Source organism: Clostridium sartagoforme (assembly GCF_039521405.1).
GTDB lineage: Bacteria > Bacillota > Clostridia > Clostridiales > Clostridiaceae > Clostridium > Clostridium sartagoforme.
Genome location: NZ_BAAACH010000016.1, coordinates 1 through 18594, shown reverse-complemented (window position 1 = coordinate 18594; position 18594 = coordinate 1). Strand labels below are relative to the sequence as shown.

The following is an 18594-nucleotide window of genomic DNA, read 5'->3' as shown; positions in this document are numbered from 1 at the left end:
TTTAGTATATTATATAGAAGTTTTAAAATTTTCATTAAAACCTTTGTTAAATAAATTACAAAAGTTGTGAGATAGCTGTATTTATGGTAATATAAAATCGTAACTGTTAAAATATACGGATAATATGGTATATAATACCTTGACAAAATTGGAGGTTTGTGTAGTGTTAAGTAATCTTTTTAATAATGTAAATATTTACAATAAATTATTTACGATACCAGATACTAAAATATTAAAATTATCAATTGATAAAGAAAATTTGAGTTTAGAAGAAAGTGAAAAAAAAGTATTTTCAATTTTTGAGAAAAGTAGTAAGAAAGTAATAATAAAAGCTTTTAGTTTTCAACCTAATTTAAATGGATATGGTGTAATAATTAAAGAGAGAAAAGAAGATTTAAAAAAAGGAATAGAAAAAATTAAGCTAAAATCAGAAATTAAGTTTGTAGTAGATGGAAAAGATAAATATATCCAAGAAGAGTTAAAAACATATGGCGATGTTATAAGAGTCTCCTATGTAACTGATTTATATAAAAATAAATTAATATCTAAGGCATATGGGGAATCAAAAAATGACGTTGCTATTTACGATTTAATGGAAATCGTAACACTTGGACAGGCTTTGAATAAAAAGGAAGTAGAAATACTAACAACTATTCATGGTAATGCTGTAGATGGTGGAAAAGTTATTTCTATAAAAAATGGGACTACATATAGAGAAGTATTTGAAAACTTAAAAGGGAATTATAGTTTGCTTAAAAAAGTCATTGATGGGGGAAGTATAAATGGAACGCCTATATATGATTTAGATTTACCTATAAAGGAGAATTCAAATGGAATATTATTTCTAACAGAAAAAGATTCACCATCAGAGGAAGCTTATAGTTGTATAAGGTGTGGAAAATGTCTAAGAGCATGTCCAGAAGGGTTAAATCCTATAAAACTAGTAGAACTTTATAAAATGAAAGAAAAAGATGAGTTTATAAAGTTTGGAGGAGAAAAGTGTATTGAATGTGGTTTATGTAGTTTTGTATGTCCATCTAAAATAGAGATTGCGCAAAGTATAAAAACTGCAAAAACATTTAAATAGCAATAGAAAATCTGAATAGGAGTGAAAAGTGTGGAAAACAGAAAATTGAAAATATCACCAGCACCACATATTAAAAATGGTAACAAAATTAATAAAATAATGATTGACTTTATTATTGCTTTAATCCCAGCAATATGTGCAGGAATCTATTTTTATAAAATAGATGCTTTAAAAATAATAGCTGCAACCATTATAACTAGTATTATATCAGAAGGACTCTGGAATAAATTTGTAAGGAAAAGACGATTTATTACAGATTTAAGCCCCATAGTTTTAGGTATGATTATATCCTTTATTATGCCAACGTACGTTCCATTATGGATACCAATTATAGCATCGATATTTGCAACAATAGTTGTTAAACAGTTTTTTGGAGGACTTGGCCAGAACTTTATGAATCCAGCAGCATCATCAAAGGCATTTTTAATTGCATCTTGGGCAGGAGTAATGGCTAAGCCAGTAGCTGATGCAACATCTGCAGCATCAGAAGTTTCTCAAGAATCGGTATCACTAATAAGTAAGATTGTTGGACAAGCAAATGGGAGCATAGGAGAAGTTTCAATATTAGCTTTATGTATTGGTGGACTTTATTTAGTATTAAGAGGCAGAATAAGCTTAAGAGGACCTATAGTATTCATAATGTCAGCAATGCTTATGTATAATTACTTTGAAAAAGATATATTACTTCCTGGAGCATTTTTTGTAGCGGCTATATTTATGACTACAGATTATGGAACAACTCCAATGACCAAAATAGGACAATATGTATTTGGGTTAATAGCCGGTATTTGTGCATCTATTATTTCTGTAAAAGGATACAATCCGGAAGGACCTTATTATGCAATTATAATAACTAATTTATTTACTCCTCTTATAGAATATCTTACAACTAAAAAAATAAAAATTAAGAAGGAGGCTTAAGTATAATTATGAAAGAAAATTTTAAGCTAGGAGGAATCCTTCTAATTATAACAATGATTGCAGGATTATTACTTGGAGTTGCTAACAATTTAACTAAAGAAGCTATTATAGAAAATTCAAAAGTAAGTAAAGAAGATTTAAATTACATATTACCACAAGCTAGTAGCATTCAGGATATTAATAACTTAGATACTGAGGGCAATGTAAAAGAAATATATGAAGCCTTAAATGAAAATAATGTTGTTGGACATGTTATTAAAGTTACTACAAAGGGGTTTCATGGTCCCGTGGATTTTGTAATAGGTATATCAAATGATGGTAAGATTTCAGGTATTAAGGTACTTTCACATAGTGAAACACCTGGACTTGGAGCTAAAATTTCAGAAGAAAAATTTACCTCAAGATTTAAGGATAAGCCTGCAAATGGTTACTTAGAATTAGTTAAAATAACTCCTAATAAAGATAATGAAGTAGAGGCTATATCTGGAGCTACAGTTTCTAGTAGAGCATCAGTAACAGCAGTAAATGAAGCTATCACCTTCTATTTAAAAAATATAAAGGGAGAAGAAATAGCGCCACAAGAAAATACAGATGCAAACACATCAGCTAGTAGTGAAGAAACAGCTCCTCAAAAAAATACAGATGCAGATACATCAGCTAGTGAAAATCAATAATAATTAGGAGGAAAGCAATGAATAAGTTAATTGAAAGATTAAAAAATGGGATAATTACAGAAAATCCGATTTTTGTCCAAGTTTTGGCTATGTGTCCAACTCTTGCAGTTACAACAAATGCAAAAAATGCATTAGGTATGGGATTAGCATCAACCGTGGTATTGATATTTTCAAATATGATGATTTCGGCAATAAGAAAATTAGTACCAGATAAAATTAGAATACCAGCATATATAGTAGTTATAGCATCATTTGTTACAATAATTGACATGTTAATGCAAGGATATGTACCTAGTCTATATGCTTCTCTTGGAATTTTTATACCTTTAATAGTTGTTAATTGTATAATATTAGGAAGAGCAGAGGCGTATGCATCAAAAAACTCAATATTACCTTCTATTTTTGATGCCATTGGAATGGGACTTGGTTTTACAATCGCATTATTGTTAATTGGAACTTTTAGGGAAATGTTGGGAGCAGGTCAAATACTTGGAATGCAAATATTACCTGAAAGCTTTAAGCCAGCATCAATAATGATATTAGCTCCTGGAGCATTTTTTACATTAGGTGGCCTTATGGTAGTTTTAAATGCTTATAATATTAGAAAAGCGTATAAGACAGGCGAAAAGGTAAAAGTTCTAGAGCATAGTTGCGGAAGCTGTTCAGGATGTGGAACAGGATCATGTGGAGATGAAAGCAAAATAGAAATAGTAGATAAAAATAAATCTAAAAGCTAAGAGGGGTGCAACTAATGGAATTGTTTATAATTTTTATATCAGCAATGCTGGTAAATAACTTTGTCCTTTCAAAATTCCTAGGAATATGTTCATTCCTTGGGGTTTCAAAGAAAAAAGATGCGGCTATAGGTATGGGACTTGCGGTAATGTTTGTTATGGCATTAGCATCTATAATGTCATGGCTTGTATATAATATTATATTAGTAAATTTAGACCTTGAATATCTTAAGACAATAGCCAATGTACTAGTTATTGCTGCATTAGTTCAGTTTGTTGAAATGGCTATGAAAAAACTATCTCCAGCTCTTCATAAGGCACTTGGGATATACTTGCCACTTATAACAACAAACTGTGCAGTGTTAGGAGTAGCAACATTAAATATACAAGAAGGATATAGTTTTATAGAATCAATAGTTAATGGAGTAGGAGCTGCGTCAGGATATATGTTATCTATAGTATTGCTAGCATTTATAAGAGAGCGAGTAGATAATAATGAAAATATACCAGTAGTTCTAAAAGGCTTGCCAATTACATTATTCACAGCAGCTTTAATGTCAATTGCCTTTTTAGGATTCCAAGGATTAATTCACTAGGGAGGATTTAGTATGAATATTTTAAATGCAACTTTAAGCTTAGGAATTCTGGGATTAGTTTTTGGAATATTATTAGGTTTTGCATCAAAAGCCTTTGAAGTAAAGGTTGATCCTAAAATACCAAAATTAAGAGAATGTCTTCCAGGCGCAAACTGTGGGGGATGTGGTTTTGCCGGATGTGATGCTTATGCAGAGGCCGTTGTAATGGAAGGCGCAAAACCAAATTTGTGCTCTGTAGGTGGTGTTAAAACAGCAGAAGATATAGGTGAGGTTTTAGGTATAAAGGTAGATTTAACTGAAAAAATGACTGCTTTTGTAAAGTGTAATGGTAATTGTGACTCCGCCAAGGTTAGATACGATTTAGAAGGGGTTACTGATTGTTTAACAGCTTCTCTTATGATAGGAGGAGGTTCTAAATCTTGTTCATATGGTTGCTTAGGACTTGGTAGTTGTGTTAATGTCTGTGAATTTGATGCCTTAGAAATAGTTAATGGTATTGCTAAGGTTAATGTGGATAAATGTACGAACTGTGGAGCTTGTATAAATATTTGTCCAAAAGGACTTATTGAATCAGTTCCTATTTCAAAAAAAGTAAGAGTGGAATGTAATAATATTGAGATAGGAAGACATGTTAAAGAAAATTGTTCAGCGGCTTGCATAGGATGTAAGCTGTGTGAAAGAAACTGTCCAAAGGATGCGGTTCATGTAGTAAATAACTTAGCTAAAGTAGATTATGCTAAATGTATAAACTGCCAAATATGTACTAAAAAATGTCCGACAGGAGCAATAAAATTATCAATTAATTAATAAAAAATGTCTTATTGATGTATAAAACTTTATCATCAATAAGACATTTTTTGTTTAAGAATGAAGATTTATGAAAGTATAAAATTATAAAGATTAAAAAGTATCACAATTTGTAAACATATTATGACTTATGAATATTATGTAATAAGCAAATGATTAGGAGGTGCTATAATTGCTTTATAGAAATATATATACCTCAGATGATACTTTTATTTTTAGTGGATTAAAAAACAGAAATTTTTCTGCTTTACCTTTTTTAGCAGTAGGATACCACCGCGATAAATGCATGAATTTATCAGGAGAATTTAGAACTTTAATAAAATTTAATTTTAACGAATTTAACGAACCAATTTATATCGTTGATAGTAATTTGAATCTATTTATTACGTCTGCATGTTTTATAAATTGTAACAGTATAAATTTAAAAATATATAGAAATTTACAAGACTATAATGTGAATATAGTTACAGCTGCTACAGCACCTAGAGTTGTATATACTGGAATAAACAGAACAATTAGAAATAGTGATATTAAAAATTATATTAGTATTAATATAAGAGAGTTAGTAGTAGGATGGATTAATGGAATATTCCCAAACTATGGTTTGACCATAGCAATAAGTTGTTCACAAGGGAATGTATATTTTGCATCAAGTAGGAGTAATAATTGGCCATATTTAAGTATAAGCTACACACCAATATCAGGACCAACAGGCCCACAAGGACCAACGGGAGCAACAGGAGCGCAAGGGCCACAAGGAATTCAAGGACCAATGGGAGCAACAGGAGCGCAAGGGCTACAAGGAATTCAAGGACCAACAGGAGCAACAGGAGCGCAAGGGCTACAAGGAATTCAAGGACCAACAGGAGCAACAGGAGCGCAAGGGCCACAAGGAATTCAAGGACCAACGGGAGCAACAGGAGCGCAAGGGCCACAAGGAATTCAAGGTCCAATAGGTCCACAAGGACCACAAGGAGTACAAGGGATTCAAGGACCTCAAGGAGTACAAGGAATTCAAGGGGTGCAAGGTTTACAGGGCCCACAAGGAATTCAAGGACCAACAGGAGCGCAAGGGCCACAAGGAATTCAAGGACCAACAGGAGCAACAGGAATTCAAGGGCCACAAGGAATTCAAGGGCTAACAGGAGCAACTGGGGTACAAGGTCCACAGGGAATACAAGGAGTAACAGGAGCAACGGGAGCAACAGGTGCACAAGGGCCACAGGGACCACAAGGAGTACAAGGATTACAAGGAGTACAAGGAGTACAAGGAGTACAAGGACCGCAGGGAGTACAGGGACTACAAGGTCCACAAGGGCTACAAGGCCCACAAGGATTACAAGGCCCACAAGGAGCAACAGGTGCAACCGGAGCTGCAATGCAGCTAAGAGGAATAAGTGCACAACTTCTAGGTAGAAGTGCAAGCACAATTTTAAATGGAGCAACTGTATTGTTTAATAATTTTAATGATCAAAGCTCTAATATTAGCTATAATTCAGCTACTGGTGAATTTACTATTAATGCTACAGGAAACTACTATGTGACTTGGTGGATTGCTACAGATGGAGCAGAACCATCTACCTTTGTTAGATTTGATTTACAAGTCAATGGTGGTGGTGTAATACCAAGTGTATCTCCAATAGTAACTGGGCAGTTAAATGGAAGTGCACTAATAACTATTTCATCAATTCCATCAACAGTAAGATTAATTAATAATACTGGCGCTACTGTTATGTATGGAAATACTCCAATACAAGCAAATATAGTAATTACAGAGGTAGCTTTATAAAATATCTAATATTATGCAGAGGAGGTTAAGATGGGTAATATTATTTTACAAATAGAAAGATTATCTACCGGAAGTGTGATAGATGGAGAAAATGTATTATTTGAATCGGTTGTATATTCATCAGGTAATATATCTTACAATAGTGCAACAGGTGCAATAACATTTAATGAAGTTGGAAGATATGTTGTTAATTGGTGGGTAGCAACTCAATCAGTAAGTTCTACTAATGGAGCAATTTTTGCACTATCATCATCACAGGGAGATCTTTTAGAAGGTAATTCTCCAATTAAAACAGGAGAGGTTGTAGGAATAGGTATAATAGATGTTATATCAGAACCTGTAACAATGTCACTAATAAATTTGAGTAATGGGACAGCATTTTATTCTACAATAGTTCCAGTAAAAGCTACAATGGTAATCGTAAAAGATAATATAAGTAGTACTGGAGCAACAGGAACAACAGGAGCAACCGGGGTAACAGGAGCAACGGGAGTGACAGGTGTAACTGGGGCAACAGGAATAACGGGAGCAACAGGATTGACTGGGGTAACAGGATTAACAGGAGCGACAGGACCAACCGGATCAACGGGAGTAACGGGAGCAACAGGAGCAACGGGAGTGACAGGTGTAACTGGGGCAACAGGATTGACTGGGGTAACAGGATTAACAGGAGCGACAGGACCAACCGGATCAACGGGAGTAACGGGAGCAACAGGAGCAACAGGAATAACGGGAGCAACCGGGGTAACAGGAACAACAGGAATAACCGGAGCAACGGGAGGAGCTGGAGTGACAGGCGTAACTGGGGCAACAGGAATAACCGGAGCAACGGGAGTAACAGGATTAACGGGAGCAACAGGAATAACCGGAGCAACGGGAGTAACAGGATTAACGGGAGCAACAGGAATAACGGGAGCAACAGGAGCAACAGGAATAACGGGAGCAACCGGGGTAACAGGAACAACAGGAATAACCGGAGCAACGGGAGTAACTGGAGTGACAGGCGTAACTGGGGCAACAGGAATAACCGGAGCTACTGGAGAAACTGGTTCAGGAATATCAACTTATGGATATGTATATAATTTAGCAACACTCGGAGCAGCTACTATTTTAGGTGGTTCAAATGTTCCTTTTAGTAATAATGGACCTTTATTAGGAATAACTCATGCAGCAGGTTCAACAGATATAGCAATTCCCACCTCTGGAAGATATAAAATAACTTATAATATGTTTATTACAGCGGGAGTAGGTGCAGCAATTGCAATTGCAGTAAATGGAACAATAAGGCCAGCAACTAATATTTTAGCACTAATAGCTACTGGAGAGATAAGTGGAACAGTTATATTAACTTTAACGGCAGGAGATGTATTAACATTGCGTAATAACTCATCGGTTGCATTGACTTTAGTATTAACACCAGCAGTAGGTGCACAATTTAATATTATTAAATTAAGTAATTAAGATTAATAATATAACAAAAATCAAAGAGATATGTGGTTATATTTTCAATATCCATATATCTCTTTATTATACTATTTATTAAATATATTTAATAATGATAAGGAATTAACTCTTTTTAGGATTAATTTTTTATCTGTTGTATATAAATTTAATTTTTTCATCCTTTCAAAATATTCTCCACCAGAAAATGTATGTCTAAGACTTTTACCATTTTCCATATTTAAAGTTTCATTTGCAAAAGCAATTATATCACCTATTGATAGCTCTCTAGGTAAAATTAATAGTGGTTCATTTAAAGTATATTTTACAGCATTATATCCTGCTAATGCTCCTGTTACGATAGCTTCAGTATGCCCTACAAAAAATCCGGATTTCTCACCAGCACAAAACATATTATTTAATCCTAATATCCTCATAGTATTATCTCTAGGACTAGATGATAGATATCTAATTGAATTAGAAATTCCTCCAGATAAAGGGTCTATATATCTTGCATTTTCAAGACCAGGTATTTTTCTAAGCTTATCCAAAGGATAATAAGAAGTCATAAGTTTAATATGTCCTGTATCTAATAAAATAACATTTTCAGCAAAATCTTTTAATGCATATTGCTGACATACTTTTTGACTAAGCTTATCTAAATTTATATCTTCTTTAGGAACAGGTAAGATAGCAACTCCATATTTATCTAAAAGGTTTAGAATATCTTCAGATAAAGATTCACGTGGCAGTTCACATGAACCGCTCATTGCTCCAGGAGTACCGTTAGATCTTTCACCGATAATATCTTCTACACCAGCTTTAGCACTTAAACTTTCTCTACCACCAAAGGTTGGGCACCTAAGAACACACATAGAACAACCATTTCCATATCTATTACAATTCAACATAGGGCCTGTTGAACCTGTAGTTTCTATAAATGCATCTGCTTCTATAAATGAATTATCAGCTAATTTTATTTTTTTTACATATTTATTATCTAAAGTAACATTGATGGCTCTACTTTTAAAGTGAATATTAATCCCTGAAGATAAGATATATCTTCTAATTTCAGGTTCAGCTTTACCTATATCAGTTAAGTTAGCATGTTTATGACCAGAAAAATCTATATTTGTATGGAGAGCTAGAGAATCCATTATATCAATTAATTCACCAGCACCTAGAAAAGATAATTCTTCAGCAGCTGTAAATCTTCCGTTATTTCTCATTATTCCGCCTACATTTCCAACTCCTAAAAGCATATCGGTTCTTTCTAAAATATCAACTTCAGCCCCCATTTTTCTTGCCTGTATAGCGGCTTGACAACCAGCAAAACCACCACCTATTATAATAATCTTCATTGTTTATACCTCAAATATTAGTATTTATAATAAACTATTCTAACTATATAAAAATGGGTACTATAAATATAGTTAATATTAAAAAATACAAAGAGCTACTTTACAGTAGCTCTTTGTATTTTTAATACTAATTTATTACTGGAAGTATGTTATAAATAGGTTCTTCATATGGATGAAGATTTTTTATAACATTAATAACTTCAAAAGCTAAATCTTTATCGCATCTAAACTCTATTTTAGCTTCTTTTTCAATAGATAAGTTATTTTCTTTACCAAGAAAAGGATTAGCGCCATTTAAAGGTTTAAAATAACCAGAAACTTCACTTACTGACATGCAATTATCATAATTTCCAATAGTTAAAGCTCCTGTTCTGTTTATAGCTTCTCTTAATTTATTTACATAATCAAAAGGAACATATATTTCAAACTTAACTTTAGTATAATTCATATAATTAGTAGACCCCCTAATAATAGCTATAATTAAATAATAACTTATTAATTAGAAATAGTAAACGAGATAAATGTCTATTAGGAATAAAAGTTAAATTTAAAAAGTCTCATAAAATGCCTAAAAAAACTAATAAATTATTATAAATAATAAAAGTTGTATTAAAAAATAGTAGATAATTAAAGAAAATATTAGAAAAATATGAAAAATAACATATCATATATCTTTTAAAAAGATATGGCATACTATATTAGTGAAGATATAAAATATTTGAAATGAGGGGTTTGAATGGGAGTAATATTAACGATTATTGGAATAATATTAACTTTAGTTACTGTTATTAATTTAATTAGAGTTATGTTGTTAAATAGAAAATCGATAATCAAGAAAGCTAAGGTGATAGGTTTTGAGAGTTATACCTATTTAATGCCAGGAGCTGAATATAACACAATTTATAATGCAAGTTTATATCCAATATTAGAAATACAAGAAGGAGATAGAAAGGTAAGAGTAACACTTTCATATATAAGTGATAAGATTAACTTAGAAAGAGGAGATGAAATTGAGGTAGTCTATCCAAGAGATAAGGTAGAGAAACTTAGAGTGTATGATAGTGAGAATGTTTACAATTTTTATTATCTAACAATTTTTATAGGAATATTAATAACATTATTATCAATTACAATTATTTAGGTGTAAGGAGCTAAAAATAAGCTCCTTTATTTTTAATAATCAAAATTTGCAATTAAATTATATAAATAATATATATAGAAATTTAAGGAAGTTTTATATGATACTTGATATTAAAGAAATAATAGTAAGATTGATTTTAGCAGTTATTATTGGAGGAGTAATAGGCTATGAAAGAGAGGTCAAAAATAGAGCAGCAGGTTTTAGAACACATATATTGGTTTGCCTTGGAGCGACAATAGTTTCTTTATTACAGATAGACATTGGAAATAAGGCTATAGAAATTATAGAGAAAAATCAAAATTTGAGTGAAGTAATAAAGATTGATTATGGAAGACTTGGATCGCAAGTAATAACAGGTGTTGGGTTTATAGGTGCTGGTACTATAATGCATAATAAAGGAAATATAAAAGGATTAACTACAGCTGCAACCTTGTGGATAGTTTCTTGTCTAGGACTGAGTATAGGTATGGGGGAGTATTATATTAGTATTTTTGGAGCAATAATAATTGTGATAATATTAGTATTTTTAAAGAGGATAGAAAATAAGTTCATATCAAAAAATATAATACAAAAACTAGGTATAAGATATTGCAATGAAGAAAACTTAAAATTAGAAATACAAAAATACTTAGAAAACAAGAATCTAAAAATTAAACTTGTAGAATATTTATTAGAAAAAGAAGAAGGTATAGTTAAAGAAGTTTATGCAGTATATACAATAATAAAACCAGGATATATTAATCTTGAGAAGGTTTTAATAGAATTGCAAAATAATAAAAAGATAATATCAATTGATATAATATAATGATATTTTAATAAAGTTTTGCTAATCAAAATATTTTATATATAAATATTAATTATACAATTGAATTTTAGTTTATATTAGATTATTATTTAAGTAATGAACTATAGAAAAGGATGGGATATAATCATTATGGAAAGACATAGAAATGTAGTAAATGAATTACTTGTAAAGATATTTAACGAAATACTACAAATCGAGGAAAAAACCTTACGAAGTGGACATTTTTCAGATTTATCAGTAAGAGAGATGCATACTATTGAAACAATAGGAAGAAAAGATCAAAGAATGATGAGTGAAGTTGCACAAGATTTAGGTATAACGGTTGGAACATTAACTACATCAATAAATAGATTGATAAAAAAAGGTTACGTAGATAGAAAGAGAATAGAAGAAGATAGAAGAGTAGTTTTAGTTGAATTAACCAAAAAGGGGAAGGTTGCTCATAGATTGCATGACAGATTTCATAATGAAATGGTAAAAACTATGATGGATGGACTTTCAGAAGATGAAAAAGAAGTTTTAATAAATTCTTTAGAAAAGCTAAACATTTATTTTAAAGATAAGTGTGAAAATATAAAATGATATTCTTACTTAGATAACTTCGTAAGTTAATTGTACTATATGTAAAATAATATTTGTGTTATTATTAGTATGTAATAATTGAAGTATGGGAGGATATCATGGTAAACAATAGTTTAGAGGTTGCTAAATATGCAACAAGAATGGCCATTTCATCAAGAGAAGAAGAAGATGAATTAAAAATAGAGTTTAAGAAAAAAGGAATACTTGTTACAGCTGTAAATATAGGTGGAAATATAAATGATTCAACTTCTAAAATATTAGAAAGAGCTTTAGTTGCTGCAAAAAGAAATGGAGTAATTAGAGAAGAACATCTACATGAAGGTGGAGTCATAGGTGCAACTAGGGATGCACTTATGCAGGTATGGAGTAAAGCGAGTGGACAAAATGTTGGGGGAAAAGTAGGAATTGCAAGAAAGGGGCAGCACTTAAGTATATGTATATTTCTAAGTGTTGGACTTTTGCATTTAGATGAAGTTGTAATTGGAATAGGGCATAGAGCTGTACCTGAATAAATAAAATAAGCAAGGTTAAGATGTTAATAAAAGTAGCATCTTAGCCTTTTTTTATAAAATATTATTTACAAAAAAATGCAAATGTGATATCATATGATAAATATTAAATTATTAATAAAATCTCGATATTAATAAAATAATTATATTATTTTACTTCAAAATAATATAATTTAATAATATTATACTGTATAAAGTAGATAATTAGAAAATGGAAAATTAAAAGGTAGAATTGTAGGAATCGAGATTTTATAAAAATTAGGAGGATAGATAAAATGGTAGGGAAAAAGAAAATATCATTAATTTTGATTAGCTTACTTACAGTAAGCAATTTATTAGGTTGTGAAAAAACAAAAGATTCAGCTTCAGTAAATGAGGAAACAAAGATAAGAATAGGAGTTAATCAATTAGTGCAACACCCCGCATTAGATTCTGCAAGAGAAGGATTTATAGAAGGGCTTAAAGAAAAGGGATATGAAGATAATAAAAATATATCAATAGATTATCAAAATGCACAAGGAGATACTGCTACCTCTCAAACAATAGCTCAAAAGTTTGTAGCAGATAAAAAAGATTTGATTTTAGCAATAGCTACACCAGCAGCTCAAGCGGTTTATAATGCAACTAAAGACATTCCAACTGTATTTACTGCTGTCACAGATCCAATTGCAGCAGAGATAGCTAAAGATTGGAGGAGTTCAGGAACTAATTTGACAGGAGTGTCTGATATGGTACCTGTAGACAAGCAATTAGAATTACTGCTTAAGCTTAAACCTGATGTGAAAACTATAGGAGTTATCTATAATACATCAGAAGCAAATTCAGAGGTTCAAGTAGAAGCATTAAAGAAAGAAGCTGAAAAGGTAAATTTGAAAGTTAAAGAAATTGGTATAACAAATGTTAATGAAATAAATCAAAATTTGACATCAGCAATAAAAGATATAGATGCATTGTACACTCCAACTGATAATACTGTAGCTTCAGCTTATGATTTAGTTGGACAAATAGCTATTAAAAATAATATTCCTATTTTAGGTGCGGAGGAAGCGGTTGTATCAAAGGGTGGACTGTGTTCAATAGGGATAGATTATTTTAAGCTTGGTAAAGAAACAGCTTATAAGGCAGTTGAAATATTGGAAGGTAAAAAACCAAATGAAATTGAAATAACAACTTTAAGTGATATGAATATAACAATAAATACCGATGTAGCAACAAAATTAAATATAGAAATACCGAGTGATTTAGATGAAAAATCTAATAAGGTTACTGGAGGGGTTAATTAGTGAACTTAGCTTTAAATGTACTAGAACAAGGTTTTTTATTTGGAATAGTTGCTATTGGTGTTTATATAACTTATAAAATATTAGATTTCCCAGATCTTTCTGTAGATGGAACTTATCCTTTGGGTGCAGCTATTTGTGCGGCACTTTTGGTTAAAGACTTCAACCCTTGGATAGCTGTTTTAATAGCAACTATAGGTGGAGCAATGGCTGGATTTATAACAGCCCTTTTAAATGTAAAATTAAAAATTACTAATTTAATGTCTGGAATATTAGTTATGATAGGATTATACTCTATAAATCTTATGATAATGGGGAAATCCAATATACCATTATTTAATACTAAGAGTGTTTTTAGTAATGACATATCTAAGATATTTATAATTACCATTATTCTTTTAATAATAAAGGTGGTATTTGATCTGTTTCTAAAAACAAAATTAGGAAGTTTACTAGTTGCGGTAGGCGATAACGAACAAGTAGTGACTTCACTTGGAGTAAATAAAAATTCTATAAAAACCCTTGGACTTATGATAAGTAATGGACTTGTGGCATTATCAGGAGCACTAACTGCTCAATATCAAGGTTTTGCAGAAGTGAGCATGGGGACTGGAATAGTAGTTATGGGATTAGCTGCTGTTATAATAGGAAGTTCGATATTTAAAAAAATTAATTTTATAAAAGCAACAACTTTATCTATTTTAGGTTCTGTAATATATAAATTAGCTATTGCTCTTGTATTAAACTTTGGGTTGAATCCTAATTATTTAAAGCTTATGACTGCAATAATAGTTATTATAGCTTTAAGCTTAAATTCTAAAGTTATAAAGTTAAAAAAGAAGAATAGAAGCTATTCGATAGAAGAGATTTCAGATAGAAAAGGTGGTGATTTAGATGCTAAGGATTCAGGAGCTTTACAAAGTTTTCAATGAAAATACAATAAATGAAAATAAAGTTTTTTCAAAATTTTCTTTAGATGTTAAGAAGGGAGATTTTATAAGTATAATAGGATCGAATGGAGCAGGTAAATCAACGCTATTAAATATAATATCAGGAAATATAGAGTGTGATGAAGGCGTTATATTATTAGATAAAGAAGATGTTTCGAGTAAAGATGAATATAAGAGATCAAAGCAAATTGGAAGAGTTTTTCAAGATCCATCTCTTGGTGTAGCACCAAATATGACAATATTAGAAAACTTATCATTAGCAGATAATAAAGGAAAAACTTATGGATTATCTTTTGGAATAAATAAAAAGCGAATTGAATATTATAAAAGTATTCTTAAAGAATTAGATTTAGGTCTAGAAGATAAACTATATAATAAAGTGAATTTATTATCAGGAGGACAAAGACAAGCTTTAACACTTTTAATGGCTATCTTATCAGGACCAAAGCTGTTACTTTTAGATGAACATACTGCAGCGTTAGATCCAAAAACCTCTTTAATGATAATGAAAATAACTGAGAAGTTGGTAAAAGAAACGGGAATAACTACTTTAATGGTAACTCATAATTTAAAACAAGCAATAAAAAGTGGGAATAGATTAATTATGATGCATAGAGGAGAAATATTAATAGATGTTAAAGATAAGGAGAAAGAAAAGCTAACCTCTTCAAAGTTAATGGAGTTGTTCAAAGAGGCTAATATAAATGACGATTTAAGTGATAGAACATTATTATCATAATAAAAAAATAAAAGGTTGTAATTTTAATTTATAACCTTTTATTTTTTTTGGTTAATTTAAGTATGAATATTTAAATTAATTTTTAGGAAAAGTAATAGTAAAAATATATACTTTAGTTAGTGAATTTTAGAATTAAAATAAAAAAATAAATACTTTAATATAAAAAAGATTTTGAAGGAATTACATTGTTATATATATAACAATGTAATTAAATTAAATTATATGGATAAATTGTATTAATATAGAAAAACGCTAATTAATGATACAATTTTTATTAAAAATTAGATTTAATGGTTAAAAAAATAAATTTGATAATTTTTTAACAAAAAAACATTGACAAAAAATAAACAATGCAATAAAATAAATTTGTAATCAAAATTAAAGTAAATTAAAAATGTGAAAAAGAAAATTTATCTTATAAATATTAGGAGGAATAAAAAATGGCTGTAACAAATGCACAAGAATTAACTCAAAGAATTAAAGAATTAAGAGAAGCGCAAAAAATATTTGCTACCTATACACAAGAGCAGGTAGATGAGATTTTCAGACAAGCAGCTATGGCAGCAAATGATAACAGAATTAAATTAGCAAGAATGGCAGTTGAAGAAAGTGGAATGGGAATAGTAGAAGATAAAGTAATAAAAAATCACTTTGCTGCTGAATATATATATAATCAATACAAGGACATGAAAACATGTGGAGTTATAGAAGAAGATCATACTTTTGGAATAACTAAAATTGCAGAGCCGATAGGTGTTGTAGCAGCTATAGTTCCGACTACTAATCCAACATCAACAGCAATATTTAAAACATTAATAGCGTTAAAAACAAGAAATGCAATAATTATATCACCACATCCAAGAGCTAAAAAAGCTACAATTGAGGCAGCAAGAATAGTATTAAATGCGGCTGTTAAAGCTGGAGCTCCGGAAGGAATAATAGCTTGGATAGATGAACCATCAGTTGAATTATCACAAAATGTTATGAGGGAATCAGATATTATCTTAGCTACAGGTGGTCCTGCAATGGTTAAGTCAGCTTATTCATCAGGAAGACCGGCTTTAGGAGTTGGAGCAGGAAATACTCCAGCTATTATAGATGAAACTGCACATATAAAGATGGCTGTAAACTCAATACTTCTTTCAAAAACTTTTGATAATGGAGTTATTTGTGCATCAGAGCAAAGCATCTTAGTAATGGATGAAATTTATGATGAAGTTAGAAAAGAATTATCTGCAAGAGGAGCATACATCTTAAAGGGTGAAGAAATAGATAAAGTAAGAAAGATAATATTAAATGAAAAGGGTGGCTTAAATGCTAATATGGTTGGGCAGCCAGCATACAAAATAGCTGAAATGGCTGGAGTAAAGGTTCCAGAAGATGCAAAAGTTTTAGTTGGAGAAGTTGAATCAGTAGAATTAGAAGAACCATTTTCACATGAAAAATTATCACCAGTACTAGCTATGTATAGAGTAAAAACATTTGATGAAGCTTTAACAAAGGCATGCCGATTAATAGAATTAGGAGGTATGGGACATACGTCAGTATTCTATACGGATCAAATAAAGTCAACAGAAAGAATTGCTAGATTTGGGGCGGCAATGAAAACTGCAAGAACATTAATAAATATGCCTGCTTCACAAGGAGCTATAGGAGATATATTTAACTTTAGACTAGCACCTTCATTAACACTAGGTTGTGGATCTTGGGGTGGAAACTCAGTTTCAGAAAATGTAGGACCTAAGCATTTAATAAATGTAAAAAGTGTTGCTGAAAGGAGAGAAAATATGCTTTGGTTTAGAGTTCCAGAAAAAACTTATTTTAAATATGGATGTTTACCAATTGCGTTGCAAGAACTGCATGAAATGGGTAAAAAGAAAGTATTTATAGTTACAGATAAAATGTTAGCTGAACTTGGATACACAGCTAGAATAACAGATGTTTTAGAAAGATACGGAATAGACTTTAGAATATTTTCAGAGGTTGAACCAGATCCTACTTTATCAGCAGCTAAAAAAGGTGCAGAAGCAATGCTTGCATTTAATCCAGATGTTATAATTTCTTTAGGTGGAGGCTCACCTATGGATGCAGCTAAGATTATGTGGGTAATGTATGAACATCCAGAAGTTAGATTTGAAGATTTAGCAATGAGATTTATGGATATAAGAAAGAGGGTTTACAAATTCCCTACTATGGGTGAAAAAGCAATGATGGTTGCTATTCCAACATCAGCAGGTACTGGATCAGAAGTTACACCATTTGCTGTTATAACTGATGAAAAAACAGGTGTTAAATATCCACTTGCAGATTATGAATTAACTCCAGATATGGCAATAGTTGATGCAGAGCTTATGATGAGTATGCCAAGAGGATTAACAGCAGCTTCAGGTATTGATGTTTTAGTTCATGCAATTGAAGCATATGTTTCAGTATTAGCCTCAGAATATACTAATGGATTAGCTTTAGAAGCAATAAGATTAGTATTTAAGTATTTACCAGTTGCTTATAATGAAGGAAGTACAAATGTAAAAGCAAGAGAAAAAATGGCGCATGCGGCTTCAATAGCAGGATTAGCTTTTGCAAATGCTTTCCTTGGAATTTGTCACTCAATGGCTCATAAGTTAGGTGCGTTCCATCACTTACCACATGGTATGGCTAATGCATTACTAATAAATGAATCAATTAAATTTAATGCAGCAGATGCTCCAACTAAACAAGCAGCATTTGCCCAATACAAGTATCCTAATGCAGCATGGAGATATGCTAGAATAGCAGATTATCTACAATTAGGTGGAAATACAGAAGCTGAAAAAGTTGAATTATTAACAAAAGCTATAGATGATTTAAAGAATAAGGTTGGAATGCCAAAATCAATTTCAGACGCAGGCGTGTTAAAGGAAAGCTTCTATGCTACAATAGATGAAATGGTTGAGCAAGCATTTGATGATCAATGTACAGGAGCTAATCCTAGATATCCATTAATGAGTGAAATTAAGCAAATGTATATAAATGCTTATGAAGGAGTAAAACCAAAGGAAGTTAAAAAAGAAACTAAGAAAAAATAATATTTCAAATAAAAAATAGAGAATATGATAGGTATTCTCTATTTTTTATTTCAGTTTGTTGAAAAACCCCCTGTTTAAAAACAGAGGGTTTTTCTATATATTAATTGTGAATAA

General features: G+C 31.0%; 18 protein-coding genes. 16 read left to right on the top strand and 2 right to left on the bottom strand.

The window, feature by feature from the left end; genetic code table 11:
* Positions 1–163 precede the first annotated feature (163 nt).
* From ABDZ60_RS07585 to ABDZ60_RS07550, 8 genes are all read left to right on the top strand, one after another.
* Positions 164–1087: a 4Fe-4S dicluster domain-containing protein gene (locus ABDZ60_RS07585; protein WP_343777276.1), complete on the top strand. Its 924-nt coding sequence runs from the start codon at positions 164–166 to the stop codon at positions 1085–1087.
* A gap of 30 nt (positions 1088–1117) precedes the next feature.
* Positions 1118–2008 carry an RnfABCDGE type electron transport complex subunit D gene (locus tag ABDZ60_RS07580; RefSeq protein ID WP_016206486.1) on the top strand — a complete coding sequence of 297 codons (891 nt, stop codon included), beginning with the start codon at positions 1118–1120 and terminating at the stop codon, positions 2006–2008.
* An 8-nt stretch (positions 2009–2016) separates the two neighbouring features.
* Positions 2017–2682 carry an RnfABCDGE type electron transport complex subunit G gene (locus ABDZ60_RS07575; protein ID WP_016206485.1) on the top strand — a complete coding sequence of 222 codons (666 nt, stop codon included), beginning with the start codon at positions 2017–2019 and terminating at the stop codon, positions 2680–2682.
* A 17-nt stretch (positions 2683–2699) separates the two neighbouring features.
* On the top strand, positions 2700–3419 hold the full coding sequence (locus ABDZ60_RS07570; RefSeq protein ID WP_016206484.1) for an RnfABCDGE type electron transport complex subunit E: 720 nt from the start codon (positions 2700–2702) through the stop codon (positions 3417–3419).
* 14 nt (positions 3420–3433) lie between these two features.
* Positions 3434–4012 (top strand): electron transport complex subunit RsxA, encoded by a 579-nt coding sequence (gene rsxA / locus ABDZ60_RS07565; RefSeq protein WP_016206483.1) that lies wholly within the window; start codon positions 3434–3436, stop codon positions 4010–4012.
* Positions 4013–4024: 12 nt separating this feature from the next.
* Positions 4025–4819: an RnfABCDGE type electron transport complex subunit B gene (locus tag ABDZ60_RS07560; protein WP_047001537.1), complete on the top strand. Its 795-nt coding sequence runs from the start codon at positions 4025–4027 to the stop codon at positions 4817–4819.
* Positions 4820–4991: 172 nt separating this feature from the next.
* Positions 4992–6608, top strand: a complete 1617-nt coding sequence (locus ABDZ60_RS07555; protein WP_343777271.1) for a DNRLRE domain-containing protein — start codon at positions 4992–4994, stop codon at positions 6606–6608.
* A 30-nt stretch (positions 6609–6638) separates the two neighbouring features.
* Positions 6639–8069 (top strand): BclA C-terminal domain-containing protein, encoded by a 1431-nt coding sequence (locus ABDZ60_RS07550; protein WP_343777269.1) that lies wholly within the window; start codon positions 6639–6641, stop codon positions 8067–8069.
* A 71-nt stretch (positions 8070–8140) separates the two neighbouring features.
* Here ABDZ60_RS07550 and ABDZ60_RS07545 read toward each other — a convergent pair whose 3' ends face one another.
* A complete protein-coding gene (locus ABDZ60_RS07545; protein ID WP_343777267.1) occupies positions 8141–9409 on the bottom strand; it encodes an FAD-dependent oxidoreductase in 1269 nt (422 codons plus the stop codon).
* A 127-nt stretch (positions 9410–9536) separates the two neighbouring features.
* On the bottom strand, positions 9537–9857 hold the full coding sequence (locus ABDZ60_RS07540; RefSeq protein WP_016206477.1) for a YqfO family protein: 321 nt from the start codon (positions 9855–9857) through the stop codon (positions 9537–9539).
* A 288-nt stretch (positions 9858–10145) separates the two neighbouring features.
* On the opposite strand from ABDZ60_RS07540, the gene ABDZ60_RS07535 reads away from it, so the two are divergent.
* The 8 genes from ABDZ60_RS07535 to adhE all read left to right on the top strand — a co-directional run bounded on the left by ABDZ60_RS07535 (position 10146) and on the right by adhE (position 18480).
* Entirely contained in the window at positions 10146–10550 is a 405-nt protein-coding gene (locus ABDZ60_RS07535; protein ID WP_343777265.1) for a hypothetical protein, read from the top strand.
* A 97-nt stretch (positions 10551–10647) separates the two neighbouring features.
* Entirely contained in the window at positions 10648–11355 is a 708-nt protein-coding gene (locus tag ABDZ60_RS07530) for an MgtC/SapB family protein (RefSeq protein WP_343777263.1), read from the top strand.
* Between the two features lie 129 nt (positions 11356–11484).
* Positions 11485–11937 (top strand): MarR family winged helix-turn-helix transcriptional regulator, encoded by a 453-nt coding sequence (locus ABDZ60_RS07525; RefSeq protein ID WP_016206474.1) that lies wholly within the window; start codon positions 11485–11487, stop codon positions 11935–11937.
* Positions 11938–12035: 98 nt separating this feature from the next.
* Positions 12036–12449 carry a HutP family protein gene (locus tag ABDZ60_RS07520; protein ID WP_016206473.1) on the top strand — a complete coding sequence of 138 codons (414 nt, stop codon included), beginning with the start codon at positions 12036–12038 and terminating at the stop codon, positions 12447–12449.
* Positions 12450–12721: 272 nt separating this feature from the next.
* Positions 12722–13729, top strand: a complete 1008-nt coding sequence (locus tag ABDZ60_RS07515) for an ABC transporter substrate-binding protein (protein WP_016206472.1) — start codon at positions 12722–12724, stop codon at positions 13727–13729.
* Positions 13729–14658 (top strand): ABC transporter permease, encoded by a 930-nt coding sequence (locus ABDZ60_RS07510; RefSeq protein ID WP_016206471.1) that lies wholly within the window; start codon positions 13729–13731, stop codon positions 14656–14658. The genes ABDZ60_RS07515 and ABDZ60_RS07510 overlap by 1 nt, the downstream gene beginning before the upstream one ends.
* Complete coding sequence (locus ABDZ60_RS07505; RefSeq protein ID WP_016206470.1) at positions 14621–15415, top strand: ABC transporter ATP-binding protein; 795 nt, start codon at positions 14621–14623, stop codon at positions 15413–15415. Before ABDZ60_RS07510 ends, ABDZ60_RS07505 begins: the two co-directional genes overlap by 38 nt.
* Before the next feature lie 440 nt (positions 15416–15855).
* Complete coding sequence (gene adhE, locus ABDZ60_RS07500) at positions 15856–18480, top strand: bifunctional acetaldehyde-CoA/alcohol dehydrogenase (protein ID WP_016206469.1); 2625 nt, start codon at positions 15856–15858, stop codon at positions 18478–18480.
* Positions 18481–18594: the final 114 nt, after the last annotated feature.

Bases quoted from the DNA above. Each gene is read 5' to 3' on its own strand.
- ABDZ60_RS07575 (WP_016206485.1), top strand. From the start codon at position 2,017: ATGAAAGAAAATTTTAAGCTAGGAGGAATCCTTCTAATTATAACAATG.
- ABDZ60_RS07570 (WP_016206484.1), top strand. From the start codon at position 2,700: ATGAATAAGTTAATTGAAAGATTAAAAAATGGGATAATTACAGAAAAT.
- rsxA (WP_016206483.1), top strand. From the start codon at position 3,434: ATGGAATTGTTTATAATTTTTATATCAGCAATGCTGGTAAATAACTTT.
- ABDZ60_RS07560 (WP_047001537.1), top strand. From the start codon at position 4,025: ATGAATATTTTAAATGCAACTTTAAGCTTAGGAATTCTGGGATTAGTT.
- ABDZ60_RS07550 (WP_343777269.1), top strand. From the start codon at position 6,639: ATGGGTAATATTATTTTACAAATAGAAAGATTATCTACCGGAAGTGTG.
- ABDZ60_RS07545 (WP_343777267.1), bottom strand. From the start codon at position 9,409: ATGAAGATTATTATAATAGGTGGTGGTTTTGCTGGTTGTCAAGCCGCT.
- ABDZ60_RS07540 (WP_016206477.1), bottom strand. From the start codon at position 9,857: ATGAATTATACTAAAGTTAAGTTTGAAATATATGTTCCTTTTGATTAT.
- ABDZ60_RS07535 (WP_343777265.1), top strand. From the start codon at position 10,146: ATGGGAGTAATATTAACGATTATTGGAATAATATTAACTTTAGTTACT.
- ABDZ60_RS07530 (WP_343777263.1), top strand. From the start codon at position 10,648: ATGATACTTGATATTAAAGAAATAATAGTAAGATTGATTTTAGCAGTT.
- ABDZ60_RS07525 (WP_016206474.1), top strand. From the start codon at position 11,485: ATGGAAAGACATAGAAATGTAGTAAATGAATTACTTGTAAAGATATTT.
- ABDZ60_RS07520 (WP_016206473.1), top strand. From the start codon at position 12,036: ATGGTAAACAATAGTTTAGAGGTTGCTAAATATGCAACAAGAATGGCC.
- ABDZ60_RS07515 (WP_016206472.1), top strand. From the start codon at position 12,722: ATGGTAGGGAAAAAGAAAATATCATTAATTTTGATTAGCTTACTTACA.
- ABDZ60_RS07505 (WP_016206470.1), top strand. From the start codon at position 14,621: ATGCTAAGGATTCAGGAGCTTTACAAAGTTTTCAATGAAAATACAATA.
- adhE (WP_016206469.1), top strand. From the start codon at position 15,856: ATGGCTGTAACAAATGCACAAGAATTAACTCAAAGAATTAAAGAATTA.